General features: G+C 63.0%; 39 protein-coding genes. 17 read left to right on the forward strand and 22 right to left on the reverse strand.

The window, feature by feature from the left end; genetic code table 11:
• Positions 1-55 precede the first annotated feature (55 nt).
• From EJ070_RS30105 to EJ070_RS36475, 3 genes are all read right to left on the reverse strand, one after another.
• A complete protein-coding gene (locus EJ070_RS30105; RefSeq protein WP_126094613.1) occupies positions 56-148 on the reverse strand; it encodes a lasso RiPP family leader peptide-containing protein in 93 nt (30 codons plus the stop codon).
• A 69-nt stretch (positions 149-217) separates the two neighbouring features.
• Complete coding sequence (locus EJ070_RS30110) at positions 218-1,150, reverse strand: hypothetical protein (RefSeq protein ID WP_126094614.1); 933 nt, start codon at positions 1,148-1,150, stop codon at positions 218-220.
• Between the two features lie 382 nt (positions 1,151-1,532).
• Positions 1,533-1,808 (reverse strand): hypothetical protein, encoded by a 276-nt coding sequence (locus tag EJ070_RS36475; RefSeq protein WP_189350135.1) that lies wholly within the window; start codon positions 1,806-1,808, stop codon positions 1,533-1,535.
• Between EJ070_RS36475 and EJ070_RS30120 the strand changes: the two genes are divergently transcribed.
• The 4 genes from EJ070_RS30120 to EJ070_RS30140 all read left to right on the forward strand — a co-directional run bounded on the left by EJ070_RS30120 (position 1,807) and on the right by EJ070_RS30140 (position 5,305).
• Positions 1,807-2,037 (forward strand): hypothetical protein, encoded by a 231-nt coding sequence (locus EJ070_RS30120; RefSeq protein ID WP_126094616.1) that lies wholly within the window; start codon positions 1,807-1,809, stop codon positions 2,035-2,037. The genes EJ070_RS36475 and EJ070_RS30120 overlap by 2 nt on opposite strands.
• A gap of 351 nt (positions 2,038-2,388) precedes the next feature.
• Positions 2,389-2,700 (forward strand): RidA family protein, encoded by a 312-nt coding sequence (locus EJ070_RS30125; RefSeq protein WP_126094617.1) that lies wholly within the window; start codon positions 2,389-2,391, stop codon positions 2,698-2,700.
• A 69-nt stretch (positions 2,701-2,769) separates the two neighbouring features.
• Entirely contained in the window at positions 2,770-2,991 is a 222-nt protein-coding gene (locus EJ070_RS30130) for an alkylphosphonate utilization protein (RefSeq protein WP_126094618.1), read from the forward strand.
• 355 nt (positions 2,992-3,346) lie between these two features.
• Entirely contained in the window at positions 3,347-5,305 is a 1,959-nt protein-coding gene (locus tag EJ070_RS30140; RefSeq protein ID WP_126094619.1) for an acyltransferase family protein, read from the forward strand.
• Between the two features lie 208 nt (positions 5,306-5,513).
• Here EJ070_RS30140 and EJ070_RS30145 read toward each other — a convergent pair whose 3' ends face one another.
• A complete protein-coding gene (locus EJ070_RS30145; RefSeq protein WP_126094620.1) occupies positions 5,514-5,867 on the reverse strand; it encodes a cupin domain-containing protein in 354 nt (117 codons plus the stop codon).
• 277 nt (positions 5,868-6,144) lie between these two features.
• Between EJ070_RS30145 and EJ070_RS30150 the strand changes: the two genes are divergently transcribed.
• The 4 genes from EJ070_RS30150 to EJ070_RS30165 all read left to right on the forward strand — a co-directional run bounded on the left by EJ070_RS30150 (position 6,145) and on the right by EJ070_RS30165 (position 9,154).
• Positions 6,145-6,540 (forward strand): hypothetical protein, encoded by a 396-nt coding sequence (locus tag EJ070_RS30150; protein ID WP_245464711.1) that lies wholly within the window; start codon positions 6,145-6,147, stop codon positions 6,538-6,540.
• Positions 6,541-6,695: 155 nt separating this feature from the next.
• Entirely contained in the window at positions 6,696-7,019 is a 324-nt protein-coding gene (locus tag EJ070_RS30155; RefSeq protein WP_126094621.1) for a hypothetical protein, read from the forward strand.
• Positions 7,020-7,266: 247 nt separating this feature from the next.
• Positions 7,267-7,614 (forward strand): hypothetical protein, encoded by a 348-nt coding sequence (locus tag EJ070_RS30160; RefSeq protein ID WP_126094622.1) that lies wholly within the window; start codon positions 7,267-7,269, stop codon positions 7,612-7,614.
• A gap of 262 nt (positions 7,615-7,876) precedes the next feature.
• A complete protein-coding gene (locus EJ070_RS30165; RefSeq protein WP_126094623.1) occupies positions 7,877-9,154 on the forward strand; it encodes a DUF763 domain-containing protein in 1,278 nt (425 codons plus the stop codon).
• 324 nt (positions 9,155-9,478) lie between these two features.
• Here the strand turns inward: EJ070_RS30165 and EJ070_RS30170 are convergent, their stop codons facing one another.
• From EJ070_RS30170 to EJ070_RS30200, 7 genes are all read right to left on the reverse strand, one after another.
• The gene (locus EJ070_RS30170) at positions 9,479-9,940 is read right to left on the reverse strand and encodes an SEL1-like repeat protein (protein ID WP_126094624.1); all 462 of its coding nucleotides are present in this window, start codon (positions 9,938-9,940) and stop codon (positions 9,479-9,481) included.
• A gap of 255 nt (positions 9,941-10,195) precedes the next feature.
• Positions 10,196-10,624, reverse strand: a complete 429-nt coding sequence (locus EJ070_RS30175) for a hypothetical protein (RefSeq protein ID WP_127221239.1) — start codon at positions 10,622-10,624, stop codon at positions 10,196-10,198.
• Between the two features lie 52 nt (positions 10,625-10,676).
• Positions 10,677-10,982: a hypothetical protein gene (locus tag EJ070_RS30180; protein ID WP_126094626.1), complete on the reverse strand. Its 306-nt coding sequence runs from the start codon at positions 10,980-10,982 to the stop codon at positions 10,677-10,679.
• 140 nt (positions 10,983-11,122) lie between these two features.
• Complete coding sequence (locus EJ070_RS30185) at positions 11,123-11,722, reverse strand: DUF6456 domain-containing protein (RefSeq protein WP_126094627.1); 600 nt, start codon at positions 11,720-11,722, stop codon at positions 11,123-11,125.
• A gap of 374 nt (positions 11,723-12,096) precedes the next feature.
• Positions 12,097-12,948 carry a GcrA cell cycle regulator gene (locus EJ070_RS30190; RefSeq protein ID WP_126095963.1) on the reverse strand — a complete coding sequence of 284 codons (852 nt, stop codon included), beginning with the start codon at positions 12,946-12,948 and terminating at the stop codon, positions 12,097-12,099.
• A gap of 110 nt (positions 12,949-13,058) precedes the next feature.
• Positions 13,059-13,529, reverse strand: coding sequence for a hypothetical protein (locus EJ070_RS36480; protein ID WP_189350138.1), 471 nt, complete (start codon positions 13,527-13,529; stop codon positions 13,059-13,061).
• The gene (locus EJ070_RS30200; RefSeq protein WP_245464712.1) at positions 13,526-13,828 is read right to left on the reverse strand and encodes a hypothetical protein; all 303 of its coding nucleotides are present in this window, start codon (positions 13,826-13,828) and stop codon (positions 13,526-13,528) included. Before EJ070_RS30200 ends, EJ070_RS36480 begins: the two co-directional genes overlap by 4 nt.
• An 80-nt stretch (positions 13,829-13,908) precedes the next feature.
• Between EJ070_RS30200 and EJ070_RS30205 the strand changes: the two genes are divergently transcribed.
• Positions 13,909-14,541 (forward strand): S24 family peptidase, encoded by a 633-nt coding sequence (locus tag EJ070_RS30205; RefSeq protein WP_126094628.1) that lies wholly within the window; start codon positions 13,909-13,911, stop codon positions 14,539-14,541.
• Between the two features lie 184 nt (positions 14,542-14,725).
• Entirely contained in the window at positions 14,726-14,932 is a 207-nt protein-coding gene (locus EJ070_RS30210) for a hypothetical protein (protein WP_245464713.1), read from the forward strand.
• Between the two features lie 240 nt (positions 14,933-15,172).
• Here EJ070_RS30210 and EJ070_RS30215 read toward each other — a convergent pair whose 3' ends face one another.
• On the reverse strand, positions 15,173-15,649 hold the full coding sequence (locus EJ070_RS30215) for a plastocyanin/azurin family copper-binding protein (RefSeq protein ID WP_245464714.1): 477 nt from the start codon (positions 15,647-15,649) through the stop codon (positions 15,173-15,175).
• A 281-nt stretch (positions 15,650-15,930) separates the two neighbouring features.
• Between EJ070_RS30215 and EJ070_RS30220 the strand changes: the two genes are divergently transcribed.
• The 3 genes from EJ070_RS30220 (at position 15,931) to EJ070_RS30230 (ending at position 17,918) form a co-directional block, all read left to right on the forward strand.
• On the forward strand, positions 15,931-17,019 hold the full coding sequence (locus tag EJ070_RS30220) for a GSU2403 family nucleotidyltransferase fold protein (RefSeq protein WP_126094629.1): 1,089 nt from the start codon (positions 15,931-15,933) through the stop codon (positions 17,017-17,019).
• Positions 17,020-17,119: 100 nt separating this feature from the next.
• Entirely contained in the window at positions 17,120-17,464 is a 345-nt protein-coding gene (locus tag EJ070_RS30225) for a hypothetical protein (protein WP_126094630.1), read from the forward strand.
• 244 nt (positions 17,465-17,708) lie between these two features.
• A complete protein-coding gene (locus EJ070_RS30230; RefSeq protein ID WP_126094631.1) occupies positions 17,709-17,918 on the forward strand; it encodes a hypothetical protein in 210 nt (69 codons plus the stop codon).
• Between the two features lie 55 nt (positions 17,919-17,973).
• On the opposite strand, the gene EJ070_RS30235 is transcribed toward EJ070_RS30230, so the two are convergent.
• From EJ070_RS30235 to EJ070_RS30255, 5 genes are all read right to left on the reverse strand, one after another.
• Entirely contained in the window at positions 17,974-18,474 is a 501-nt protein-coding gene (locus tag EJ070_RS30235) for a porin (protein ID WP_126094632.1), read from the reverse strand.
• A gap of 15 nt (positions 18,475-18,489) precedes the next feature.
• Positions 18,490-19,005, reverse strand: a complete 516-nt coding sequence (locus tag EJ070_RS30240) for a porin (protein ID WP_126094633.1) — start codon at positions 19,003-19,005, stop codon at positions 18,490-18,492.
• A gap of 341 nt (positions 19,006-19,346) precedes the next feature.
• Entirely contained in the window at positions 19,347-19,586 is a 240-nt protein-coding gene (locus EJ070_RS30245) for a DUF2934 domain-containing protein (protein WP_126094634.1), read from the reverse strand.
• A 109-nt stretch (positions 19,587-19,695) separates the two neighbouring features.
• Complete coding sequence (locus EJ070_RS30250) at positions 19,696-19,905, reverse strand: hypothetical protein (protein ID WP_126094635.1); 210 nt, start codon at positions 19,903-19,905, stop codon at positions 19,696-19,698.
• A 76-nt stretch (positions 19,906-19,981) separates the two neighbouring features.
• Positions 19,982-20,281, reverse strand: coding sequence for a DUF1236 domain-containing protein (locus tag EJ070_RS30255; protein WP_126094636.1), 300 nt, complete (start codon positions 20,279-20,281; stop codon positions 19,982-19,984).
• A gap of 241 nt (positions 20,282-20,522) precedes the next feature.
• Between EJ070_RS30255 and EJ070_RS30260 the strand changes: the two genes are divergently transcribed.
• Positions 20,523-20,879, forward strand: coding sequence for a DUF982 domain-containing protein (locus tag EJ070_RS30260; RefSeq protein ID WP_126094637.1), 357 nt, complete (start codon positions 20,523-20,525; stop codon positions 20,877-20,879).
• A gap of 711 nt (positions 20,880-21,590) precedes the next feature.
• Here EJ070_RS30260 and EJ070_RS30270 read toward each other — a convergent pair.
• Positions 21,591-21,812 carry a hypothetical protein gene (locus EJ070_RS30270; RefSeq protein WP_126094639.1) on the reverse strand — a complete coding sequence of 74 codons (222 nt, stop codon included), beginning with the start codon at positions 21,810-21,812 and terminating at the stop codon, positions 21,591-21,593.
• A 220-nt stretch (positions 21,813-22,032) separates the two neighbouring features.
• Positions 22,033-22,332, reverse strand: coding sequence for a DUF1236 domain-containing protein (locus EJ070_RS30275; RefSeq protein WP_126094640.1), 300 nt, complete (start codon positions 22,330-22,332; stop codon positions 22,033-22,035).
• A gap of 245 nt (positions 22,333-22,577) precedes the next feature.
• Here EJ070_RS30275 and EJ070_RS30280 point away from each other — a divergent pair, with 245 nt between their 5' ends.
• Both EJ070_RS30280 and EJ070_RS36485 read left to right on the forward strand, forming a co-directional pair.
• Complete coding sequence (locus EJ070_RS30280) at positions 22,578-23,384, forward strand: DUF1236 domain-containing protein (protein ID WP_126094641.1); 807 nt, start codon at positions 22,578-22,580, stop codon at positions 23,382-23,384.
• Between the two features lie 250 nt (positions 23,385-23,634).
• Positions 23,635-24,015 carry a hypothetical protein gene (locus EJ070_RS36485; protein ID WP_189350140.1) on the forward strand — a complete coding sequence of 127 codons (381 nt, stop codon included), beginning with the start codon at positions 23,635-23,637 and terminating at the stop codon, positions 24,013-24,015.
• Positions 24,016-24,567: 552 nt separating this feature from the next.
• Here the strand turns inward: EJ070_RS36485 and EJ070_RS30290 are convergent.
• On the reverse strand, positions 24,568-24,840 hold the full coding sequence (locus EJ070_RS30290) for a hypothetical protein (RefSeq protein ID WP_126094642.1): 273 nt from the start codon (positions 24,838-24,840) through the stop codon (positions 24,568-24,570).
• A gap of 118 nt (positions 24,841-24,958) precedes the next feature.
• A complete protein-coding gene (locus EJ070_RS30295; RefSeq protein WP_126094643.1) occupies positions 24,959-25,192 on the reverse strand; it encodes a hypothetical protein in 234 nt (77 codons plus the stop codon).
• A 189-nt stretch (positions 25,193-25,381) separates the two neighbouring features.
• On the opposite strand from EJ070_RS30295, the gene EJ070_RS30300 reads away from it, so the two are divergent.
• A complete protein-coding gene (locus EJ070_RS30300) occupies positions 25,382-25,723 on the forward strand; it encodes an exopolysaccharide production repressor protein (protein WP_245464715.1) in 342 nt (113 codons plus the stop codon).
• A 49-nt stretch (positions 25,724-25,772) separates the two neighbouring features.
• On the opposite strand, the gene EJ070_RS30305 is transcribed toward EJ070_RS30300, so the two are convergent.
• Positions 25,773-26,183 (reverse strand): hypothetical protein, encoded by a 411-nt coding sequence (locus tag EJ070_RS30305; protein ID WP_126094644.1) that lies wholly within the window; start codon positions 26,181-26,183, stop codon positions 25,773-25,775.
• Positions 26,184-26,418: the final 235 nt, after the last annotated feature.

Genomic DNA, 26,418 nt, shown 5'->3' on the forward strand with positions numbered 1-26,418 from the left:
TGAGCGCCGCGGGGGGCGATTGTCAAGTTTGGACAGTCGGCAGCCGGGGCGGATCTCAGAACGTGAATCCGGACGACGGCGCGGCGGCGGTCACGGCCGAAAGCCTGCCGCGCTTTTGCAGCCTGGGCTTCTCGTAGGTCTTCTTCATCGTCCGTTCCTGCACGGGTCAACGACCGGCGCAGGTGAGCGCGATGCGGCCGCACTGTCAAGCACGCCCTTAGCCCGCATGCTGCAGCCAGTGGCGGTCGAACACTTCGATGATGGCGCGGAATTCGGCCGGCGGGATCTGGTTGACGCCGCCGTCGCTTTCGGCGCTGAGGAACTGGCCGAGCTGCCGGTCGACCGCGTCCGGATGCTCGATGACGATGCCGAGGCTCGCCAGGTCGGCGGCGATCGAGGTTCCAGGCGACAAGTACCCGCCCCATTGTTCGGCGGCGGGCGCATCGCGCAGGCGCACCAACAAGATCCTGGTGAGCGAGGGTTGCGGCTCGGGGCCGATGATGGCGGTGCCGCACATATAGCCGCCGAGCACACTCACCGGCTGCGTCTGCGGAAACAGGCAAAGGAAGAACTGCGCCTCGCCGCCGACCTCCTTCAGATGCAGATAGAGGCTGCGCTTTGCCGGCGTGACCGGGCCGCCGAGCTGCAACTGGCCGGTCGGCAACGTCTCGCGATAGGTGGCGGTGAACCCATGCACGCCCGGACCGGCCTCGATCGACAGGCGGCCCCTGATGAGTTGGCCGCGATAATAGGGCGACCAGGCGCGCGAATAGCAGGCGTAGGTTCCGGCAAGCGCCTGGCCGACGCCCTTGTCGTCGTGTCCGGGCGAGGCCTCCGACTGGGCGCTTGCGCGGCGTTCGAGCTCCGCCGTATCGATGCCGTGGCGTGCCGCTATCGTGGCCGCGAAGGTCGGCAGATCGCTCTCAGCGATCCAGGCGCCGGGCTGTTCGAGGCGCAGCACTTTCGCCCAATCTTCATAGACGCTGTGCTCGCGAGGCTGGGCGCGGCCCTGGAGCCATTTGTCGGCCCGGCCGACATCGAAAGCCGTCTTCGGGTTGACGGCGCGGAACGCCGCCGCCAGGTCCTTGCGGGTGGCGGTTCCGAGCACGACCGAAGTCAGTCGCAACTTCTGCGCGATATTCAGTGCCATCCGGCTGCACCCGTTGCATCCCGATGGAATCGGGATCGGCCTCCTGTTCGAGCGAAGATCATGCTTTCAGGCTCGCCGCAAGGCCGCTGTGCAAGACATTCACCAGGATCCGCGCTCTTAGCCGACTAGTTTTCCATATGCTAATATTCCAGGAATTCCAGAGAATTCCACGGTGTTCCGCATGTACTCTCTTTTCGGGTCGGCGACCAGCGCTAAGCTCGCGACGGGCAAGGGGCAGACCGTCAGGAAAAACGCGCTGAATGTGGGGCTTGAGTTCCCCTTTCCTTCGTAGAGCTGTGACACGCTCGATTTCGAGCAACGGCGAAACCCGGCTTTCGGGAACAACCGAACCGTAATGCCACCTCCTCAGGAAGGAACGGCTTCACATGACCTCAACCGCCTCTTCCAGACTCACTTCATTGTATTCACCGCGGGATGCATCGCATTGGCGCTGCTCTTTGCCAACGCGCCCGACGGAGGCCTTACCTCGAAAGTTCCCCAGGCGCCCGCGGCGCAGGCTCTTCAACCGACGCGCATCGCCATCGACAACGACACGCACGCGATTCGCTTCTACATCGACGGCAGGCAGGTCGCCCTGCTCGACGCGTCCGGTTTCAAACATTGAGGAGGCGGCAAAGCCAAGAGGGAACATCGTCATGAAAATCATCCTGTCGGCGCTATCGGCGCTTGTCCTCACGTTTGCCCTGCCGCAAGCAGCGGAGGCTAAGACGAAAATCCTGGCAACCGAGATAAAGTGCAACACCGAGAAACACCGGCCGCTGCTCGATGAAAAAGCCACCGGCGGCATTATGCTTCCGGCCGGCGCGATGGCGAAGACCGCCGAACCGGGCCAGGCCTATCCGCCGCCGCTGGACCTGCATTTCTAGAAGCAATTCGACGAGAAATGCTCAGCGGCTTCCGTCCGGAATTGCTTAAGACAAAAGGGGAGCCGTTCACGGGAGGCCGCTCGGCGGCTGCGGATCGGCGAGGAAAAACGATCGGCCGGGCAAAAGGCCGAACCAGATAGCCACCCAGCCAGCCTGAGGGTTGGGAGGCTTGGCGCTGCCGGCGGGGGCCGGCGCCCGCCCGCGCGGATCGCAAAGCTGCGGTCCGCGCGGGCCTAATTTTTCGGAGCCAGTTTTTCAGGCCAAGTCCATTTCTTCTTCGGGCCAAGTCATTCTTGACGAAAGGACGGCGAACCGGAAAGCTCGTCGCGGCGCGGCGCCAGGAGGCGCGGCGTGGTCGGCGACAGTGTCTCGCTGGAAGAGGCGCGGGCTTCAGCACGCAAGGTCGGGCTGTCGATGCTCGGGAGCCTCACGCGCGAGCTCGGCAGCCTCGACAGGATCACCGGCTGGTGCCGCGTGCACGGCATGGTCAATTCGGCGCCACGCTTCACCGCGACGCCGGCAGTGATGAACGGCTTTTCCGATCTTATCCTCGAGGTCTTCGGCCCGGAGGTCGGCCGCCACGCCCGCACGGCAATCGGCGTCGCCGCCCTGCCGTTCGATCTCCCGGTCGAGATCGAGGCGGAGGTGACGATTGAGGGGTGATCGGCTTGACCAGCCCATCATCGGCGCGATAGGCGGACGCACCGTCATTCAAACGATGAAAGACCCGACATGACAGACGCGATCGTAAAAGACAGCAACGGCACGCCGCTGAAGGATGGCGACTCCGTGACCCTGATCAAGGACCTCAAGGTCAAGGGCACGTCCGAGACGATCAAGCGCGGCACGCTGGTGAAGAACATCCGCCTCACCGGCAATCCCGGCGAGATCGAATGCAACACCAAGCAGGTGAAGGGCCTGGTGCTGAAGACGGAGTTTTTGAAGAAGGCGTGATTGAGGCGGAGAGCGCTGCGCGGGCGACAGCCAATCTCCCCCCTTGCGGGGGAGATGTCCGGCAGGACAGAGGGGGGTGCTGTCCCTCCAACCTCTCTGCATTCGGCCTGCTTTCCTGAGACATGGGATTTTTGTCAGGCAGAGCGGGAAACGCCGCGTTCCTTCGCACCCCCCTCTGCCCTGCCGGGCATCTCCCCCGCAAGGGGGGAGATCGGCAGTTCCGGCGCCGCGCGCGCCCCTCGCCATCTCCCCCTATGTTGCACTGCGTTAGATTTGTTGCATTGCAATATGAGCGCGTAGAGCCGAGGCTTGATCCCAAGGCGGGATACGAACGACCGTTGCGAGGTTCGTCTTCGTGCCAGCACCATCGCCGGATTTCCGGCCCGACATCGAGGGGTTGCGCGCGCTCGCCGTGGCGGGCGTCGTCGCTTTCCATTTCGGCCTCAGCGCGCTGCCCGGCGGCTTTGCCGGCGTCGACATCTTCTTCGTCATCTCCGGCTACCTGATCACCCGCCATCTCACCACCGAGATTTCACAGACCGGCCGGCTCGATTTCCTGCGCTTCTACGCCCGGCGCGCGCGCAGGCTGCTGCCGGTGGCGCTTTTCGTCATCGCCGCGACGCTTGCCGCGGGCGCGATCATCCTGTCGCCGGAGGAGCAGGCGCTCTATTCCAAGGGCGCGATGTTCGCCTCGGCCTATATGATCAACCTGTGGCTGATCCGCTGGTCGTTCGACTATTTCGCCAACGACGCCGCCAACAACCCCTTCATCCACTACTGGTCGCTGTCGGTGGAGGAGCAGTTCTATCTCGCCTGGCCGGCGCTCTTGATGCTGGCGGCCTGGCTGAAGCCCGGCAAGCGGACCATCATGTTTGCGATCGGCATTGCTGGCCTCGTCTCCTTCGCGGTCTGCGCGTGGCTGACCCCCGTGTCGCAGCCCTGGGCCTTCTATTTCTCGCCGCTGCGCGCCTGGGAGTTCGCCGCCGGCGGGCTGGCCTCGATGGCGCCGGCATGGCTGCTGGAGAGGCGCCCGCGGCTTGCCCTGGCGTTCAGCCTCTGCGGGCTGGCGCTGATTGCTTTCGCTTACCTTACCTTCAGCGAGGAGGCTCCCTTCCCCGGTTTTCTGGCCCTGGTGCCGGTTGCCGGCACTGTCCTTCTGCTGCTGGCGGGCGCGGCCGACGCGAGGAGTGGCCCCAGCGCCCTCCTCGCGCTGCCGCCCTTGCAGTGGATCGGAAAACTTTCCTATTCGCTCTATCTGTGGCACTGGCCGGTCATCGTCTATGCCGGCATGCTGGTGGAGGAGCTGACGCTCGCCCAACGCCTGGCCTGCCTCGGGCTGACGCTGGCGCTTTCGGCACTGAGCTACCATCTCATCGAGAATCCGATCCGCCGCAACGGCTGGCTTATGGCCAATGCGGCGCGGGCGCTGGTGCCGGCCCTCCTCCTGACCGGCACCGGCGTCGCAGCCGCCTACGGCAATGCCGCGCTTGCGGTGCGCCACCAGAACCCCGAGCAGCGCAGCATCGCGGCAAGCGCCGCCGAACCCGCGACCGCGCGCGCCAAGGCCTGCGTCGAGGGCTACGACACGGTGACGCCGAAACCCTGTGTGTTCGGCAATGGCCAGCGCATGATCGCGCTGTTCGGCGATTCCCACGCCGATCATTGGTCGACGCCGCTGATCGAGGCGGGCAAAAAGAACGGCTACCGCGTCGAAACCTGGCTGAAAAGCTCGTGCCGTCCCTCGCGCTACTCCTACTTCGTCACGAAGCTCAACCGCGACTACCGCGAATGCGACCAATGGCGCGAGCAGGCGATCAAGGAGATCATTGCCGCGAAGCCTTCGCTGGTGGTGATCTCGGAGCTGGCGCTGACCTCTTCGCGCAAGATGGCGGAAGGCAAGGGCCAGCCGGACACGCCGGACGCCGTGTGGCGGGCCGGCCTGCGTTCGACGCTTACGAGCCTGAGCAAGGCCGGGCTGAAGATCGCCTTCATCCGCGACGTGCCGTTCAACGACGAGAACATCGACACCTGCGTGTCGCGCGCGCTGTGGCGCGACAAGGCGCCTTCGCTCTGCGACCAGACCCGCGCCGATGCCGCCAACGACAAGATGGCGGCGATCGAGCGCGAGATCGTCACCAGCGTGCCCAACGCCTCTTACGTCGACCTTACCGACCGCTTCTGCAACGCCACCACCTGCCACGTCTTCATCGACGGCCAGCTCGCCTTCCGCGACCAGCATCACCTAGCGACGCCGTTCGCGGAATCGCTGGAGCCGGAGGTGGAGAAAAGGGTGATTTCCAAGGTGGGGCGGTAGGCAGGTCGATCGAGCGCGTGATCTCCCCTTGCGGGGAGATGGCCGGCAGGCCAGAGGGGGGTGCTGTCCCGCCAGCGTGTCAACTGGAGAGGTTGCGACTCCCGATGGTTGAAGCCGTTATCGGAAGGGTTGGCGATCCTTCACACCCCCCTGCCCTGCCGGGCATCTCCCCCGCAAGGGGTAGATCGGCAGTTTCGGCGAAGGCGCTCTATCCCACCACGACGACAAAATGCTTGGTCACCGGCTCGAGGATCTGCCAGGTACCCTTGAAATCGGCCTCGACCACGAAGGCGTCGCCGGGACCGACCTCGACCGGCTCGCCGCCATCCGGGGTGATGACGATGCGGCCGGCGATCATGTGCACGAATTCATAGTCGGTGTAGGTGGCATGGTAGGTGCCGGGCGAGGCGCGCCAGGTGCCCGACATCACTTTGCCGTCCTCGGCGGTGTGCTGGACGGCGGTCTGCATGGTCGGCCTGCCCTCGACGACGACCCAGCCCGGCAGATCGCCGGCCTCGGCATGCTCGACGGCGCCGAATTTGAGGATGGTGGGCTTGGTCATGGGCAGCTCCTGTGGTTGCCGGGATTGGCTGGGCGATTGAGTAGCCGACGGCGCCGGCGGGTACGCGCGGCGCCGCGACAGCAAGTGGCGGTATGGCGACGGCGGCGTCTATCTCCCCTCGTTGTTTTGGAAAGAGACGCAAGAAAGGGGATTTCGTAGGGCGCCGGCACCCTTTGTCGGAGGCCGGCGCTTTTCCCCTCACTTGCGATTTCTAGCACTTAGCCTTCGGCTAAGATGTTGAAATCGCTTTCTCTCCCACAGGAGGAGAGATAGGGCGATGCATTTTCCCGGGAACACCGTCCGCGCCGAAACCGTTTATTGCCTGAAGGGGCATCCATCGAAAGAGGAGGCAGCGATGAAAAAGCTTCTGTTTGCTTCGATGATCGCCATCGCCTCGGCGTTCGCGATCGCGCCGGCTAGCGCCGGCAGCGTCCAGTTCGGTATCGGCATAGGCCCGTCCTACGACCCCTATTACGGAGACGACTACTATGGCGGGTATTACCCTCATCGCTATTACCGACACATCTATGACGACGACTACTACACTCCCTATCGTGAGCGTTATGTGGTGCGCTATCATAACCGGTATTATGATGATAATTGCCGGATTAGGATCGTGAAACACTGGCGCCATCACCACCGCGTCATCGAACGAGTGCGTATCTGCGACTAAGGGCGACTGAGCGAAGCCGATAGCGATGGCTAATCTCCCAGGCGTAGGATTAGCCATCGCCGCCTGCTTATCTGCGCGATGGGGATATTAGCGATTGGGAACATAGGCTGCCTCCGAAGCGTTTATGAGGCGATCAACCTTTAAGGAGGAGGTCTATGAAAAAGCTCCTGCTCGCCTCCGTCGTAGCCATTGCGTCGGCGGCCACCTTGATCGGCCCGGCCAACGCCGGCCGCCTCGAATTCGGGATCGGCATCGGCGACGGTTATTACAATGACTATTATGACGACTACGGGCCCTACTATGGCGACTATTACGGCGATCGCTATATGTATCGTCCGTATTACGGCGAATATTACAGCTACAGGCCGCACTATTACTATCGTCAGCATTACTACTACCGGCACCACAGGCGATGCCATATCGAGTATGTGAGGCACCGCCACCACAGGTACGAGGCGATCCGCATCTGCAGGTATTGAGCCGGGTCGGCATTGGCTGATCTCCCCTCTTGAGGCGAGATCAGCCCCCTTGCAAATCCCGCCCAAAAGCCATCTACAAAGCCGGCATTCGTAACGGAAAGCACACGTCGCAGCGAAACGGCAGCGCCGACCTGCCGCTGCACACTCGGGCCGGTCTTCACATGCCACTGATATCCTGTGAACGCCGCGCAGGAAGCCTTTCGCCGGCCCGAGCGTTGTCATGGTGAACCTTCAGGAGGAGGTTGCCATGAAAAAACTGCTACTTGCTTCGGTGATCGCCGTTGCCTCCGCGGCAGCCACGGTCGCGCCTGCTGATGCACAGTTCTTCGGTCTTGGCGGCGGCTTTTTCGGTCCGTTCGGCGGCTTCGGCCCCTTTTACGGCCCGTATTACGGCGATCCGTTCTATGGCGGTCGCTATTACGGCCCGCGCTACTACGGCCCACGCTATTACGGCGGCTATTATCCCCGCTACACGATGCGTTATCCGTACCGCTACTACCGGCACCATCACTACCGCCATTGCCATGTGAGGTGGGTGAGGCACTGGCACCATCACCACCGCGTGCTGGAACGCGTGCGGGTGTGCCGCTATTGACGAGGTCGGCTGATCTCCCCCCTTGTGCCCCTTGTGGGGGAGATGTCGCCAAAGGCGACAGAGGGGTCACCGCGCGTGGAGCGCCAACGCCCTTCGCGGCAAAGAGACAAGGTGGAGGATTCTGGACGCCGGCGCTCCATGTGAGACGACCCCCTCTGGCCGCTTCGCGGCCATCTCCCCCCTCAAGAGGGGAGATTTGCACCCGCCTTGCAAATCCCTCCCGAAATGCCATCTAAGTCGCCGGCATCCACGGAGAATCGACGTGACGCAGCGAAGCGGCAGCGCCGACCTGCCGCTGCATGGCGGGCGGGTCCCGAAATGGCTGGGCGAGCGCATGACCAGGCTCGGCGCGGTGCTGTGCGAAGCCATCATCCACCACTACGGCCGCGACGAGCTTTTGCGGCGCCTGGCGCATCCGTTCTGGTTCCAGTCCTTCGGCGCCGTGATGGGCATGGACTGGCATTCCTCCGGCATCACCACTTCCGTCATCGGCGCGCTGAAACGCGGCCTCAATCCGATGGCCGGCGAGCTCGGCATCCATGTCTGCGGCGGGCGCGGCGCGCATTCGCGCAAGACGCCGGGTGAGCTCATCGCCATCGGCGACCGCGTCGGCCTGGACGGCGATGCCCTCGCCACCGCCAGCCGCCTCGTCGCCAAGGTGGACAGCGCCGCCGTGCAGGACGGCTACGACCTTTATCTGCACGGCTTCATCGTCAGCGATGACGGGCGCTGGGTGGTGGTGCAGCAGGGCATGAACGGCGATGCCCGCCAGGCGCGGCGCTACCACTGGCTGTCGGAGGGGCTAACGAGCTTCGTCGACCAGCCGCATGCCGCGATCGAGGGCGAGCGCCAGGGCGAGATCGTCAACCTCACCGACCATCGCGCGGAGAAAGCGCGCGGAGGCCAGGTCGCGCTTCTGAAGACCATGAGCCCGGAAAAGATCCTGAGCGAGCTTGCCGCGCTGGAGCCCCAAGAAACCGCGAAGCCCGAGCCCGAGCCGGCCGCGCAGCCGCTGCTCCCCAACCTCGTCATGCCCGCGCATCACGACGTGCGCGAGAGCGACATCGTCATGCGCCGGCTGCACGGCAACATCGCGTCGGCGATCGAAAGCGGCCCGAAGGATTTTCCCGAGCTGCTGCTTGTGCCCGGCGTCGGCCCGCGCACGGTGCGGGCCTTGGCCATGGTGTCGGAAGTGGTGCACGGCGCGCCCTACCGCTTCTCCGACCCGGCCCGCTTCTCGCTCGCCCACGGCGGCAAAGACCGCCACCCCTTCCCCGTGCCGCTGAAGGTCTATGACGAGACGATCGCGGTGCTGAAATCGGCGGTGGGGAAGGCCAAGCTCGGGCGGGACGAGGAACTGCAGGCGCTCAAGCGGCTGGACGGGGAGTCGCGGCGGATGGAGCGCTATGTGACGGGGCCGAGCTTGAAGGAGATTGTCGCCGGCGAGATGGACCAGTCGCATCTGCTCGGAGGGCGCAGCGTTTTCGGGTGGGAAAAGGGGCCGGAGGATGAGCCGGAGCCCCTGAAGAAGGACGCTTGAGGCGGCGTGGTGAAACGCCGCTGACAGAGGCTGTCGGTCGGCGCCGCCCCTCATTGCCCTGCCGGGCATTTCGCCCCGTATAGTGACGGGGAGAAAGGGGCTGTCATCACCGCTTTCGCCAATCTTCAGCGTCGAGAATGAGCGCCGGCGTCGCGACCAGCCCTCTTCTCCCCGTTCACGGGGAGAAGGTGCCGGCAGGCGGATGAGGGGCGGCGCCGGGCTTGTGGATGTGGAACTCAAGGCATTGCGTCTTTCAGAGTTTGGTCTTTTCCGGCGGCCAGCATTTCATCTGATGTTCGTCGCGGGGCAAAGAGGCGTCGTAGATCATTGGCGAGATAGGGAGAGCGCTAAGGCGGCCTCCTTGCTTCCAGCTTCAGCCGCCAACTTCAGCCACTTCACACTTTCGCCGGCGTCGGCTCTCACCCCGTCTGCCCCGGCGGCGTAGGCTTTTGCAACCATAAGCTGGTATGGCGCTGCTGGATCGGCGCCTTCCTCGGCAACCAACGGACCCCGCGGGCCAAGCCGATGGAACCAGTAAATCGCATCCGCATCACTCTTGTGGACCCCGCCCCATCCGTAGGCATAGATTGACCCGACGAGCATCTGGGCAGTTCCATCCCCAAGCTGCGCCAGCGGTTTCAGACTCGCCAATGCAGCGGCGCCATCCTCCCGCTTCAGCGCTTGTACACCTCGATCCATCTGGCTGTTTCGCAGCAACAGCAACCCCACGCCAATTGCCGCCACCACGACCAAGCCCATCAGGAGCCGAGCAATCAGTCTGGTCATGGACCTTGCCTTCATCTCCTCCTCTCGATCAGTCGCATGCCGGTCTCAGGCGTTACATAGTGGATCAGCCCTGCCTTTTCGGACAGCACCTTCCTTGGGGTACTCCTCGGAATATTCGTCGGTATCCATGGAGCAGACCACGACGCCTTAATTGCCTTCCCAGACGAGGATCTTGTCGCCAAGCCGGGCAAGGGTTCCATCGGGGTATTTCATGCAGGCCCTCGTACGGATGGCAATCGGTCTCGAAAAGGTAGGTCATGGTCGTGAATATCCCAACGCCGTCGCGAGTCTGGCGAAGGTCGACGTGTCCTGTGGCTCGCCATATGGCCTGATCAACTGCCAAAGGTCGTCGCTATAGAGCAGCAAAAGCTCCTCGGTGGCAGGAACCACTTCGAGATTATTAGGCCGGAGATAAAAGCCAATGCTGTCAACGCCATCCTTCGAGATCGCCTTGTAAGCGACCAGGAATTCGCCTTGCCTTGTTTGAAGCCCGTCATCCGAGGATCCATCGAAAGGCTCAACGATCCGGCATACCGTGCCAATAGCCGTCTGGCGCACATCCTCAACGGGATGCCCGTAATTGCCTTTCGACAAGGACAACACCTTGACGTAGCAGCCGATGAAAATGTCTGGTTTCATTCCAACTTCGACGGCGTCGGCACCTGTTGCTTTCCTATTGATCACAGCATGATCCAGTCAGAGGCGCCAGAGCCGGCAATATTCGACTGCTGCTATTCTAAACGAAAAGCTGCTTGCGCAGGTCGCCAATAGCCATTTGCAATGCTTCGTCGGCAGACGCGGCCTCATATTCCTTCTGGTCGATGGACAGGTTGGCGGCGAACTGGATTTCGTGATCGGCGCCGTCCTCGGGATAGTCGCCAAAGGGCGGCTTGATGCGGAATACGTCATATTCGAATAGCCTGATCCGGTATTTGCCTTGCTCGTGGGCCGGCTTCTGCGCTTCGAGGCGAAAGCGATAAATTGCTGTTTCGACGGTGAACTCCACCTCGACGGTCTTTTCCAGTTCCCAGAGCTTCGTCATTGAACGGTCACAGTGGAGCGAGTTGGCCGTTACCGACCGGCTGCTTCATCTTCAATCCGGTGTCTCCTTGGCGATCATGGACGCCATCAAACGAGATGGTGGGTGCGATATATTCTAAACCAAACCGTTTCTTGTGCCACTCACCCAGCCCGCCTCCCCATCATCATCCCGTAATGCACCGCCAGCAGGTCCAGCCCGACCTTCAGCAGCTTCACCACCACATCCCGCCCGTCGCCGGTGCGCTCGGCGAGCGCCTTCACCGACTGGCCTTCGAGGCAGATTTTGCGCACCACCTCGGCTACCTCCCAATGGGCAAGCGCGGCGGCGGCGTGGGCATGCGCGCGGCCGGCTGAAAGCACGCGGTCGGGGATGCCGCCGCCCACCCGGCCGCTGTCGACGCGCTCGCTCCAGGATTGCGGCTGCAGGCCTTCGCGGGCGGCGCGCTCGAAATCGTCACGGAAGCGCCCTCCTGCCTCGCGCTGCTGGCGGGTGAGCGAGGTGATGCCGACCAGCGGATCGACGTTGCGCAGGCGCACGATGCCGCCGGCAGAGGTGTAGCCGCCATTCGACACCTCGTAGACGCGGCGCGCCTCCGCCGTGCCGGGGGTGAGGCGCTGGCGACCGAAGGTGTCGGGCTTCAGCGCGAAATCATGGCCGATCTCGCGGCGGATGCGCACCTGTTCGGCCTCGCCTTTGGGGAGCTTTGGGGGCTGGGGTTTTTTGGAAGGTTTGCGGGGCATGGGGGTCCTTGGGTTGTGGTGCGTGGCTAATGGGAAGGCTGAGTTCCTTCGCGCCCCTCTCTGCCCTGCCGAGCATCTCCCCCACTTGGGGGGAGATTGGCGGTTCCAGCGCCGGCTCTTGCTTTCAACGTTGGTGATTGGCGAAGGCCACGGCGACATCTGATCTCCCCCCTTGTGGGGGAGATGTCCGGTCCACCCTCCGCAGCTGCAGCGCAGCAGCTGCGGAGGACGGGCAGGACAGAGGGGGCGTCTCACGTAGAGCTCCAGCACATTGCAGACGCCGCAAGAAGAGGCTGACGCTCTACGCGCAGCGACCCCCTCTGTCGCCTTCGGCGACCTCTCCCCCTCAAGGGGGGAGATTAGCGTCGGCACACTCACATCCCCCTCCCGCGATGGCCGTGGAACCGCGCATGATGATGCGCGCAGTAGGAACGCGTTCCAGTCGTGCGCAGGCCGCAACAGAGCATGTCGGGGCCGGGGCGGGCGCCGGGCGGATCGTGTTCCGGATCCTCGCGCAGCGCGAGGTCGATCGGCGCGCGGCAGCGGCCGAACAGGCATTCGAGGAAGCGCATGGCCGCGACATGCGGCTGGCGGCCGGGCGGCACCGGGGGTGGTGGTGCGGGAAGCTTGTAAAGCTGGGCTTCGGATTTTTGGCGCTCGCCGGGGGCGAGCCAGGCGGGCGGCAAGGTGCGCGCGGGTTTGCGTGCTTTGGGTTTTTTGGGCTTGGGCGGAGTGCGGGCTTTGACGACGTCCGTTTGCGTGGCGACCCCACAGATGGGCATGTCGGCCGGACAGCGCCCCCCTCTGCCCTGCCCGTCCTTCGCAGCAGCTGCGCTGCAGCTACGGAGGGTGGACCGGCCATCTCCCCCACAAGGGGGGAGATTGGCAGTTGCGGCGCCGGCTTCCTCCACCAACTCGACATGCCTCGAAAGCGCTGCCGGCTCGGAAAGCGTCACGCCTCCAGCCGCCACCCTGCCCCGCCGGCCTGGACGATCCGGCCGCGCCGCGTGCTTCCTTGGCCGGCCGCCGGCGCGGCCGCCTTTCGGGTTGGCGAAGCCGATGGCGCTGAGGCCGGCGTTGCGGTGGACGATGCCGATGATGGCGTTGCGCGAGACCGGGCTGCCGCGTAGGGCGCTGAAGCGGCCGGCGATGCGCGAGGCCGAAAGCCCCTCCCTCAGCCAGGCGGCGATCTCGTCGATTTCCTTTTCGGTGTAGGCGGCTGCCATCTTTCTCATTCCGTTGATTGCTAGGGCTTGGGCTTGCGAAGGGCTCGGCTCGGGCCAAGCGCCAGGGTTCGGCCGCGAGGCCGATGTCAGGTCAGCGAAAGGGTTGGAGGTCAGGCGACGCCTGGTGCGCTTCGCCGTTTTGTGGAAACGGCTAAGCGCTCCATCTCGTTGTTTTGACGCAATTCCGGACGGAAAACCGCTTCGCACTTTTCCTGGAATTGCGCCTCGTTGTTCCGACGCAATTCCGGACGGAAAACCGCTTCGCACTTTTCCTGGAATTGCTCTGGCGCCGCACCAAGCAGTCGAAGAAGTGCCGCCTCGGCGGCGGCCCGCGTCAGGCCCGACACCGCCCGGCCCGTCGCGCGATCAAACAGGATGACGGTGCCGTCCTCGGTGCGGATGCAGCTTGTGCCGCCGGAATTGGCGGCCGGAGCCGGGGGAGGAGCGGCTCCGGCCGTTCCGGTGAACCGGGGTGCGGGCGGCTCGACCGGATCCGAGGCAAACGCCCCGGGATGCGTCCGGACCGGGGAGGAGGACAGCCCGGACGAATGGAATTCATGAGTCGAGGGACGCGCGTTCATGCCGCCTCCCCTTGCATCGCAGCCGCGGCGCAGCCGGCCAGCCATTCGTAGCTGACGCCGGCAATGCCCAGCCTGCGGCTCGCCGCCACCACATGCGGCCAGTGCTGCGGCGCGATGCGCCCGCGGCGGCGCATCTGGCGAGCGGCCTCGTAGCCGCAGCCGACATCGACGGCGAAAGCGCCGATGCTCTGCCAGCGGTCGATAAGCCCCGAGACACTCGTGGGCGGCCCCGAAATGCTCGTGGGCAGCGCCGGGATGCTCGTTGGTAATGCGGAAATGCTTGCGGGATGCTCATTCATGCGCTAAGCGTACGTTATGTACGAATGACGCGCAAGCGAAATCGTACACAATGGACGATAATTTTCAGGCATTTTGTACGATGATGGATTCCCGGCACAGATTGCAGCAGGCGCGCGCCCAGGCCGGCTATGCCACGCCCAGCGATGCGGCGCGGGCGCTTCGCGACATCAACAAGAACACCCTGATCAGCCACGAGAACGGCAACCGGCCGCTGTCGCGCAAGGCGGCGGAGAAATACGGCCGGCTGTTCGGCGTCGATCCCGGCTGGCTCTTGTTCAATGCGGACGGCGCCGAAGCCGCACCCGTCGGCTTTGCCCCCTCGCCCGTCACCGTCGACGTGCCGATCGTGTCCTGGATCAGCGCCGGCGAGCTCGGCAGTCAGGACAGCGTGGTCAACCTTTCCGATTATCCGACCATTCCCACCGCCGACCTCGAGGAAGGCGAGTGGATCGCGCTGCGCGTCGACGGGCCATCGATGAACAAGATCTCGCCGCCGGATTCGATCATCTTCGTCAATCTGCGCGACAAGCGGCTGGTGACCAATGGCTGCTACGTGATCGCCGACGAGACGGGACGGGCCACTTACAAGCGCTGGCGGCCGAACGATAATCCGCCGTTCCAGCCAGCGTCCTATCTCGATATCCCGCCGCCGGAGCTGGAGGGCGCGATCACGATCATCGGGCGGGTGAAGCGGTCGATGATCGACATGTGAGCGTTTCGAAAAGCCGAACGTTACTTCTCGACACGGCAATTTCTGCTTGCATGCAGATAGTCGGCCAAGGTCGATGGTTTTCGGGGGAGAGCCAGCGAAATGACGGACCTGGAGGGCGCGGGCGAAAGCCAGTTGATACGGCTGGTGCGAAAATGGCGCCTGCCGCTGTTGCTGCTGCTGGCCCGTGGATGAGGACTGGTCGCTGGTGGCCGACGCCTTCACCAGGAATGCTGGCACGCCGGCCGAGATGGATGCAATCGCAAGCGCCAACCAGAATTTCGAGGGTCTCTGCCCGGCCTTCGCGAAACTCTACACCGCCGCTCTGTCACTCGATGGCGAGCCCGGGCGACATATCAAAACCGCCCTGCTCTACGAGCTCGCGAAGAACTAGGCGCTGTGCTCGTGAAGCGCCCGGCAAAGTCCCGGCGAAACGCCGCGTTTCCTTCGCGCACCCTCTGTCCCGCCCGTCCTCCGCAGCAGCTGCGGAGGGTGGACCGGACATCTCCCCCCTCAAGGGGGAAATTGGCTGTCACCGCTGCTTTCGCCAATCGCCAACGTTGCAGAAAGGGCGCTTGCGCCGAAGCTGCCAATCTCCCCCAAGTGGGGAGATGTCCGGTAGGTGTACGAGGCCTTACTGGACCTTGATGGTCGCCCACATGCCGTTCATGAAATGATCGGGGATGTTGCAGAAGACCGCGTAGAAACCCGGCTTGAGATCGAGCGTCAGCGAGCCACTCTTGCCCGGATCGAGCTCTGAAACCTCGCCGAGATGGCCGGCCGCGTCCTCGTCGACACGGTTCTCGTTCGAAACATATGGCAGCGTTGTCTTCTTGGGGTCGGCCACCGGCACGACGATCATCTCGTGGACGGTGCCCTTCGAGGCGTTGGTGACATCGAAGGTCACCTTGCCTGCCGGCACGACCTTCTTGTCGAGCTGGATTTTCATCATGGCCATGCTTATGTTCGCCGGCATGCCTATGCCCATTTTGGCATCAGGATTCATCTCGCCGTTCTTGTCCCACAATTTGACGTTGACCGTGGAGTCGGCGAATGCCGGCGCCGCAACGGCCAGCATGGTCAAGGCCAGTCCAATTCTCAAAAAACGCATAGGGTGCTCCTAGCCGCCATCTGGCGACCTCAGACGGCGGATTGCTAGGGAATCACAGTCGGTCGCGGGCGCTGTGTAGGGGAACAAAGCTGACAGCAAGCTGACGGCATGGCGGGGAGCGGCAAGTAAATTGGGCCAGAGCCCCTTCTGCGCAAGCGGGATAACCGCGTTATAAGATTTTCACAATTTTCTTATAATTCCCTTGCGACTCGGCCTAATGGCGTGCAGTTATAAGAAAACTGCAGAACCCTTATAATGAAGCGTACGCCCCAGGAACGGCCATGAAGACCATCGATCTCGCCTATCGCACGCTCTATGCCGAGCTGGTGCAGCGCAGCCTGGATGCTTCCTTCGAGACCGACTTCTCGACGGCGGGCAATTTTGTGCGCGTGCCGGTGAAGGGCCGCGACTACTGGTATTTCGAGGAGACGCGGCCGCAGAAGTCCAGGCGTTATGTCGGCCCGGCGGAAGACCCCGAGATCGCCAAGCGGGTGGCGACCTTCAAGGAGATCAAGAACGATCTCAGAAGCCGCCGCAAGCTGGTCTCCACCCTTGTTCGTGACGCCGGCCTGACGGCGCCTGACCCTTTCACCGGCAACGTGGTCGAGGCGCTGGAAAAGGCCGGACTCTTCCGCCTGCGCGCTGTGCTCATCGGCACGGTCGCCTTTCAGACCTATGCCGGGCATCTGGGGGTGCGGCTGCCCGGCGCCGCGCTGCAGACGGGCGATGCCGACTTCGCAAAATTCCATTCCGTCTCGACCGAGGTCGACGACAGCCTGCCGCCGGTCATCGATGTGCTGAAGGCGGTCGATTCGACATTCCGCGAGATCCCGCACCGCAGCGATGCCGGGCGCACGACGCAGTATGAGAACGCTTCCCGCTACCGGATCGAATTCCTCACCCCGAACCGGGGCAGCGACGACCATGCCGACCACGCCAGTCTGATGCCTTCGCTGGGCGGTGCTTCCGCGCAGCCCTTGCGCTTCCTCGATTTTCTCATCCGCGATCCGGTCAGGACGGTGCTGCTCCACCGCTCAGGCGTGCCGGTGCTTGTCCCCTCGCCCGAGCGCTTTGCCGTCCACAAGCTGATCATAGCGGCGCGCCGGGAACGAAGCGCCGCCGCCAAGCGAGAGAAGGATCTCGCCCAGGCCAGCCTGCTGGTGGAGGCGCTGGACACGACACGCCGGCAGGACGACCTTGCATTCGCTTTCGCGGAAGCATGGGAGCGCGGAGATGCCTGGCGCGAGGCGCTTCGGAAGGGACTGAGCCTGCTCCATCCGGACAGGCATGACATGGTCGATCTTATCCTGGGGCGGGCGCTCAACGGCATCGGCGCGCAGCTCGAAGGCTTTCCAATGCGGCTCGCTTAGGCTTTTCGGAAGATCGCAGCATCGTTCAAATTGTACGAATCCTGCTTGACCATATTTCGTACATAAAGTACGATATCTCCCTTGTTTGAGGGGAACTTGCTTGAACACCGCGAACCACGCCGCCTTCGCCGACCTCTCCCGTCCACTGCTGTCACCATTGCCGCTCAAAGAGCGCGAGCGTCTGGCCAATGCCTGGCGCATGGCCAGCCAGGACATCGCCGACGACATCCGCTTCATCCGCCAATATCTCAAGGTGATCGCCGAAAAGGAGGAGCGTCTGTCGACCGGCACGCTGGTGCACGGCCGCGCCTATGTCGAGTCCTGTGCCGCCTGGCTGCCGGAAACGGTGGCGCGGTATTTGAGGAATCTGAAGCTGATCAGCGACTGCGAGTGCGCGATGATTGCCGCGGGCGTGCAATTTGCGAGGTCGAGCGATGCCTGGTGAGGCGGCTATCTCTTCTGCGCCATAGGGAAAGCAAGACCGAACGCGGGCGGGACAGCGCCCCCTCTGTCCTGCCGAACATCTCCCGCAACGCGAGAACAATCATGCCTCGGCAACCCCAGGTTATACCCCTCGAAAAATGCATCGTTTCACACAATTGCCAATTGGTGGACGCAGACAACGAGCCGGTAGTTTAATTCCCTTCGGGCGAAGGAGAGGCATAGTCGCACAGGGAGGAACTCGTTTGATGGACCTGCAAATCGACATCGGCATACAGCCTGACGATCAGCCTTACGAAGTCACCTCATTTGCCAGAAAGCATGGCCTGACGATCCCGGTGGCGGACGCGGTCCTTTTCGCCAAGGGCCCGTCGCCGTCGCGGGCGGCCTGCGATACCGCGGCGCTGGCCTTCCTCTGCGCGGTTGCGCAATACGCCAGGAAGCAAGGAGCGCGCTAACGGTTCGGCCTCCTTCTTCCCTTGTGCGGTGAGAAGGGAGAAAGGGGAGCCTCGCCTACCAGCTAAACTGCAGCCCCGCATTGCCGCCGACGATGTTGCCGGAGAAGGCGATGCCGAGCGTGCCGGTCAGCCGGCCGCCATGGGCGAAGCCTTCGCTCAGCACCGCGGCGCCGGCGATGCCGAAGGCGTCGGCGTCGCCGGCATTGCCCCAGTTGACGCGCAGGCCGAAATGCTCGCCCTGGACGAGATCGGGCGCGGCAAGGGCGGCCGAGATCGAGGCGTTCTCGAAGGCGCGGGTGACGCGGTTGTCGATGTCGTCGACCTGGCTTGCCAGCGCCGTCTTGCCGGTGACGGTGGTGAACCCACCCTCGCCGTCATCGACCTTCCGGTTGGTCACGCCGGTGTCGGCGTTGATGCAGGTGTCGGTGCCCGGGCTGTAGTAGTAGTTGGGGCCATAGGCGGAGCAGACCCTGACATACTCGACCGCGGCCTCGGATGGCGCCGCCAGCAGCGTTGCCGCGCCGAGGATGGCCGGCGCAAGAAGATATCTGAACATGATGCCCCCCGGCTCTTACCAGGTGAGTTGCAGGCCGGCATTGCCGCCAACGGTCTTGCCGGAGAAGGCGACGCCCGCGGCACCCGCCAGCCGGCCCTTGCCGCCGGGGAAGAAGCCCTCGCCCAGCACGGCCGCGCCGGTGACGCCCATGGCGTTGGACTGGCCGGCATTGCCCCAGTTGACGCGAACGCCGAAATGCTCGCCCTGCATCAGATCCGGGCTGATCAGCGCCGAGGCGACCGAGGCGCCTTCGAAGGCGCGCTGAACCCGGCCGTCAATGTCGTCGACCTTACTCGCCAGCGCGGTCTTGCCGGTGACGGTGGTGAACCCGCCCTCGCCGTCATCAACCCTCCGCTTCGTTTCGCCGGTATTGGCGTTGATGCAAGTGTCGGTGCCGGGGCTGTAATAGTATTGCGCGCCATAAAGCGAGCACACCTTGACGTACTCCACCGGCGCCGCCTGCGCGGAAGCCGAAAAGCCGCTGGCAGCGGCCAGAAACGCAAACGAAATAAGACGGTTGATGCCCCGCATACCCTGACCCCCGAAGTTGGATTGAGAAAAGCCCTTGCCCGAAAAGCACCATCAGGGCGCGCGCGGCGTCAACGGGGGCTTTGAGCCAATACCTGACTTTTACTGGGAGCATTTCGACTGAGAACGCAGCTGTTGCAGCTGGGTCACAGTGGATTTCTCGATCTATTCTGCAAATCGCGATCGCGCGAAGCTCATTTATTAAGCGTAGCTAATTTTAGAGATGACTAACTCTATCGCTGGAAACGCGAGAGCGCTTTCACGCGTGCCTAAAACTTCGGGCGCGGGCTTGCCGCGTCCTTTTCGACGGTTGTCGGGATGGCCGGCGGCGCAGCCGCTGGAAATCAGGCCTTGGCTTTCGGTTTGGCGGCCTTGGCTGGCTTTTCAGCCTTCGCCGCCTTTGGCTTGGCGGCCTTGGCAGCGGCGGCCTTCTTCGGCGCGGCCTTGGCTTTCGGCTTCGCGGCGCCGTCGATCTCGGCGGCCGCCTGCTCCCAGTGCTCCATATGCGCGCCTTCCGGCCGGCCGGCCTGTTCCCAGATCTCATGCGCCCGTCGGCGAATGCGTTCCTGCCTGTCGTCCGTCACTGTCGCCTCCATTTGGTAGGGGCCGTTCCCCGACGGAAACATTAGCCGAATTTTCCGGTGGCGTCTTGCGCTCGACGCATTCGCGCCTGAACTTTGGCGGCGATTTTCTTCAGTGCTCGTCGGAGACGACGGCGACGCCGAGATACGCTGCCTTTTTTGTAATCAATCCGGCCAAATCGGCATCAGAGCGCTCAGTCCCGGTGCGCTTGCGCAAAGCCGCGATCGCATCCTTCATCGACAGCAGGCCGGTGCAATGCTCAGCCAGAAGCTTGTCGACGTTCTTGGCGATGTCAGGTGATTCGACGTGAGGGTGATGCATGGCTGCGACTCCTTTCTAGGAGCCGGCATCCCCCCGCCGGCATGGCGGGAGGATCGGGGCTCGTAAGCATGTAAGGTTACTGGATGACCTGGACGACCCTGCGCGTGCTCGGGTCAACCAGAACCATATGATCGTTGACGATAGTATACCTGTACTGAACGTCCGGCACCTCCTGTAATTCGACCGTGTCCGGCACGGTCGAGCCGACGCCAAGCTCCAGTCCCAGAACATTGACCGAGGCGATCGGGTGCTTGTGGACGTATTCTTTCACAACGGTCTGCTGCTCGGGGGTGATGATCACCTCGTCCGCAGCGGCAAAGCCTATGCCGGCGATCAGAGCAAGGCCGGCAACAGCAGGAATGAGGGGGGTTTTCATCATAGGTCTCCTGTTGTGTTGGCGAGCTCCGCCCCGCCTCCGCGATCGCGGAAACCTGGCAGGTCGAACATAGGAGCTCCGAGGGCCAACGTCCGCGGAAAGCTCTTGTTCCGTCAGCGCCGGCCAATTGATGTTACCCCGCCGCGGTCGACGGTGAACCGCCGTGCAGGGCGGACGGGAACCGTCGCGCCGATTTCGCATTGTTTGCATTGGATGATTTGACAAGCCGAAAGTCCCGCCCATGAGTGAAATTCTCGTCAGAAGCGATATGCCGCTTCGAGCCCCGGTGGCCATCACCGTCGGCGCCGGCTTCAAGCGCGAGATCGCCTCGCTGGCCGCGATGCAGAATTTCCTCAAGGAATGGCCCGCGGCGATGCGCGGCGACAGCTATTGCGCGGCGGTTCGGGCTTGCGATGCGGCGCGGGCCGGGGAGATCAAACTCGAAAAGGCGCGGCGGGCCTTCCTCTCATTCGCGGAGAAGGCCGGCATCATGTGGACCGGCATCGATCCGGTGACGGCGCTGCGCGAAGCCAAGATCAGGCGCAGGGCCAGGCTCGAGAGCCAAGCCCGGCAAAAAACGGCTGCGCGGTCGCCCTGACGAGGAACAAGCGGCGCCCCTGCAAAGCGGCCCGACAGTCTGTTGGGGGTGATGCGGTCGACCGCCGGGCCTGACCGGCCTGGCAAGCCGGCTGCCGCCAACCCTAATATTAGCAAATCTGCAACAAAACCCCGATTGAAGCTTTTCCCCTGCTTACGGCGGCGATCGCCGCTTGAGCCCCAGCGTCGGCCACATGGCTGTCATCCATCGAAACACTAGAGCGTTCCACCGTTTCACAGAAACGGCGAACCGATCTATCTCTTTGTTTTGACGCAATTCCGGGCGGAAAACCGCTACGCATTTTTCCTGGAATTGCTCTAGCGCCGCGAGGTTCCTCAGCGGCCAAGGTGTTTATGGCGATGAAAGATCGCAAGCTTCTCGCCATAGGGAAGCCTCACCTCCTCGAGGCATTTCTCGCATCTGAACCTGGAGACCGTCCTGACCCAGGATCCCTTTTTGACGATGGTCAGGGAGCAACTCGGACATTGAAAAGTCAGATCTTTGTCGCTCAGGTCTCTGGATAGGGTCATCCTATTCTCCCCAGGAGGCGGTCACACCTTCGCCAACAACGATTGCACAACGTCCAGCGCCAAAACTGTGAACGACCTCACATGATCAGAGCGGCCATTGCGCTTCAGCGCGCAACGCCGTTCACTGCCGTCCAATCCAGGCCGGCAGCCGGTCGACATCGAATGGCGGGAAGGGCAGCTGTCAGTTCGGCGACGACTCGCCCAGTGGTTCGGTGAGGAAGGATGCGGCGATCAGGTCGTCCGCATCGATGCGTAGGGAGCCCTCGCCGCTCCCCATGATGGCAGCGACCTTCTGGAAGGTCTTCATCTCATGTTCGGTGATCCTGGCGTCCCGCATCCTGGCTTTCAGATCGGCGACACGCATCCCGAGCGACCGGGATGTTCCGATTTCTCGTTTCGACATGTTGGTCAGTCCTCCTCGCCCCAGCCCTTGCCTGTTGCGCCGCCGCCCGAATCCGCATCCTGCCAACGGCTTATGTTGCTTATGAGGCAACGCGAACCCAGAGGCGGCAACGCCCGCCCGGGCGGAAGGTTCCGTTAGCGTTTGGTAACAAAATAATACTGGGTTATGGCCCGCCACCCGCGGAGGGCGGGGCCATCCCCAGCGCTGCCTGGCACCTTTCTTACTGGATCACCTCGACGATCTTGCGGGTGTCGGGATCGACGACGATCGTCTGGTTGTCGACGACGACGTAGCGGTATTTGACGTTCGGCACTTCGTGCAGTTCGACCGTATCGGGAAGCGTGCTGCCGATACTGAGCTCGACACCAGGAACCTCCACCGAGGCCAGCGGCTGCTTGTGCACATATTCGCGGATCACCGTCTGCTGCTCGGGCTGGATGATGACGTCCTGAGCGGCCGCGGCGCCTGCGCCGGCGAGCAGCAGGAGGCCCGCGGCGGCGACTGTGAGGTGCATTTTCATGGTCTTTTCCTTTGCATTCGTGGTTGCATCGCCTCCCACGCTGCGCCTGCGATTTTCCACAGCCGGTAGGCACTCGGCCCAACGCCGATGGCCAGGCCTTGTTCCTGCAAACAAGCCTTGTTCCTGCAAAATTGCCGCCGGCGCTCTCACAAAATGTCACCGCAGCCTCGCGAAACGTTTCGGAACAATGCTTTTCAGCCCGGGTTACCCAAGCGAAGGGACCGACTTTCCGAGGAGAAAATCAGATGAAACGTCTTCTGATCACGAGCATGATCGCGCTCGGCGTCGGTTGCGGTGCCGCGATGGCGCAGACCGAATCCGCGCAGCCGAGCAGCGACAACAACTGCGTCGCCGGCCAGGCCGACTGCCAGAAGGGTGGCAAGGCTCAGGGCAAGATGAAGCCGCGGGCCGAGCAGAAAGCCCAGGGGCAGAACGGCGCCAACACCGAAGAGCAGGTTCAGGGCAAGGCCAAGATGAAGACCGATGAGCAGGCTCAAGGTCAGGCCGGCACCAGCACCGAGCAGCAGGCTCAGGGCAAGACCAAGATGAAGACCGACGAGCAGGCCCAGGGTCAGGCTGGCACCAAGACCGAGGAGCAGGCTCAGGGTACGGCCAAGTGCCAGACCGGCATGGCCAACTGCCCGAAGGGCTCGAAGACGAACGAACAGGCCCAGGGCAAGACCAAGACAAAGACCACTGAGCAGAATGCCCAGACCAAGACCGGCACCACCACCGAGCAGAATGCTCAGGGCAATGCCAACGTTCAGACCGACCAGAACAAGACGGCCTCGATCACCAACGTGACGGTCGAGCAGAAGACGCAGATCACGCAGATCATCCACGAGACCAATATCCAGCCGGTCCGCGATGTCAGCTTCGACATCTCGGTCGGCATCGAGGTTCCCCGGCACAAGATCCGCCTGCATCGACTGCCGGCCCGCATCGTCAAGATCGTCCCGGCCTATGAGGACTATGAGTACTTCGTACTGGCCGACGGACGCATCGTCATCGTCGACCCGAACACCTATACGATCGTGCTGATCCTGACCTGATCCGCATCAGAATCTCGACGAAATAGGCCCGCGTTGCCCTCAGGCAAAGCGGGCCTCTTTCGCGCGCGTCTCATGGCCGTCGAAGCTGCGCTGCCTGCGAAAGAGCAAGCAAGCCATATTTAGGGGAGCGGGAACCCGGACAGCCCAGCCTGCTTATCGTGGTGACACAGGACTTCGCAGGCCGGGCCGTGTCCGACAGTTGAATGCCAGGCATCGGCAGTGTGCATCCGTCGGGGCAGATGTGCAACTCATGGTACTCGAACGCATGAATGCGGCGCGGCTTGTCCAATTGCCGTTGCAATTCCGCCGCTCGGCACGGCGGCGTGACTTTTCGGACGATCAGACGTCTCCGCGGCACGATCGAATTGGGCAGTCCCGACTTTGGTTAGAGCCGTTGAGCCAGACGCTTGTGTCTTTCGAATATGGCGAGTTTGTCAGGGTAGCCGAGACGAACATTCTCGCTGCAGTTCTGGCATCTGAAGTTGGCGATCACCTTGAACCACGAGCCTTTCCTGACAATCGGGTGCTTGCAGCGCGGACACTCGAATTTGAGATCAACATTGTTAAGTTCGACAGGTATGGGCACCAGCTTCCCCATGGCTTGCAAGATGCCCGCCAAACCCTGGGCTGACGGACATCTCTGCTCCGCCGGCGATGAAGGAACGCTCTCGCCAGCTCTATTCGAATGAGGCAGCGAGCGTTATGTTTCAGCGCCCGGACCAATACCTTGCCGCGCCGGACTTCAGTCTCACGAGCTCTGCTGACATTCGTCACGGCGAGGAGCGTGACTGGTGCTGAAAGACCGGTGTGAGATCTGCGCCGAGGTGCGTGCCGATACCGGCAGCCGAGGCTCGGAATTCCGCTCAACCCCGCACTTGACCTGCCGGCGCCGTCATCAAAATGAATGGCGACGGTCGCAAATGCCCATGCAAGCCTCGGGACCGGCAAAGCAAGCAGCAACGGCATGGGTGTTTTGATGAAAGCTGTCGGCCTCTACCGATGTCCAGGAGACCCGCCGTTCGCTTGTGTCCTGGAAGGAACCAGGGGCACTTACATTACCGAAAATGCCTATCGCGCAGGAGGATTCAAGCCGGATTTCGAGGCGTTGCCCTGGGAAGGAGACTATCGGGCCAGACGGGAGAACACGCCAACGGTTTGACTTCCGGATTGGCCGGCCGAAATCCTAGCCCCAGTCGTCCATTTTATATAACGGAATATGCGAGTTGGCGATCAGCCATTGCATGGCAATCGATTGCAGCAACTGCGCTTTGGAAACCCGCATCTCGGCCGCGGCCCCATCCAGGGCTTCCTCGATATCTGCTTCCATGCCCAGATCGCCCGCATTTCTGAGAACGAGCGCGGCCCGGCGAAGCAGCGCCTTCAGATCAGAGCCAGACATCTCGCCGGTTCGATCGGCGGCCGAGAGCAGTTCCTGGGCGAAGTTTGCAGGTCCCATTTCCATAGTCTACGGCCAACGCGTGGAGGGAGCCATCAAGCATCCCCGCGAGCTCTGGTTAATCCACAGCTTGCAGCGGCCCCGCCGGTGGCCGGCAGCGGACCCAGGGACTCGATTATTACGGGGGAGGCTTCACATCGAAAATCACCGCGGTGGAGAGCACGCGGCGTGACTGGGCGTCCCGGACCTTGATCGTCAACTGCCGGCGGGCGCCCGGCAGAACGCCTCTCGCAAAATCAGCCAAGGCAAGAGCGACCTCGTCTTTGACCGCCTCGAGGTCGGGAAGATCGAGGCCCTCCCTGTCAATCAGGACGTCGTCCCCCTCCTGAGTATCGAAGTAGAATTTCGGCATCTTGACCCAACATGATCAATGTGCCGATCGGGAACGGATTGGCTCTGGCTTGGTTCCTGAAAGCAGAAGTCCCGGACCACATGCCCTCAGGGCATCGGCCGAAAGGCCTAGCCGCGGGGGTTCGTTTGAGGCATTGTTCAGCCTTGCGGTCACCCCGGAAAAGGTGCAAGGGTCGGGATGGGTAGAGCAATGGGCGAGGTCGCCGAGGATCGCATGCGGTCGCGGCGCTCGGTTGGGCAAATGTATTTTCCGCAGTTTCTTGTGGGAATGACGGCAACACTCCTGGTGATCCTCGGTTGGACCTATGCAGCCACGGGATCGGCTTGGGCGTCGCTCGGCTGGACATTCCTGGCAGCCGTGGTGCTGCAGGCAGGCTACTTCGTGGCGGTGCTGTGGCTCGTATTCACCCAAGCCCGCTCGACGCACGAGACGAAGCAAGACGCCAGCCCCGCCAAGCTGCCCGGCCCGTTCGAGCGGGACGGCATTATCCACACGCTGATCTCACGGCTGTTCCCCAGCCTGCTGCCGTAAAGCGCGTCGCCCAAAAGCGGATTCAGGCGACGCGCTTGCCGGCGCGACGTCAGCGTGCGGTGACGGCTGTGACCGAGCGCACGGCGGCCTGCGAAGCCGAGAACACAATGAAGGCAAAGACAAGCACGGCGGCAGCGACGATCAGCGAGCCGATCGCCACGACCGGCTCGATCTCCGGATGGCCCCCCGCCAGCATCCAGTAGAGCGCCGGCAGCATAATCACGATGCCCACCGTATAGAGGCCGTAGTGGATCATGGCGATCCGGCGCTCGGCCTTGGCCGGATTGAGCGCATAGTAGCCGCCGAAGATCGCGCTGGTGACCCATCCGAGAAGGTTGATGTGAGCATGCGCCGGGAAGGCGCCGTGATCGCCCGAAATCGCCATCTGCAGCCCAGCGGCGATGCCGAGGATGAGAAACACGATGGCCGTCTTGAAGAAAAGTTCCGAAACCCGTGGCATTTTGTTGTCCTCCCAATGCCCTGAAAAACCCTCACCCGCTAAATCTACACGCTGCAAAGCATATTAGCCACGACGCGCAGGGAGCGGCTGTGGATTTTGGTGTGGATCGCGGGCGGTGCCGGGCGGAGCCAGCAAGCTCGCTAATGTTTCAGGCGCTGGCGGAACAGAGGGGCGCGAAGGCACGCGACCATGCCCGGCGTGCGCCCGCCAAAACAAAATGCCGCCGGGCGAGGCC

Origin of the sequence: Mesorhizobium sp. M1E.F.Ca.ET.045.02.1.1 (genome assembly GCF_003952485.1) — a bacterium.
Taxonomy (GTDB): domain Bacteria; phylum Pseudomonadota; class Alphaproteobacteria; order Rhizobiales; family Rhizobiaceae; genus Mesorhizobium.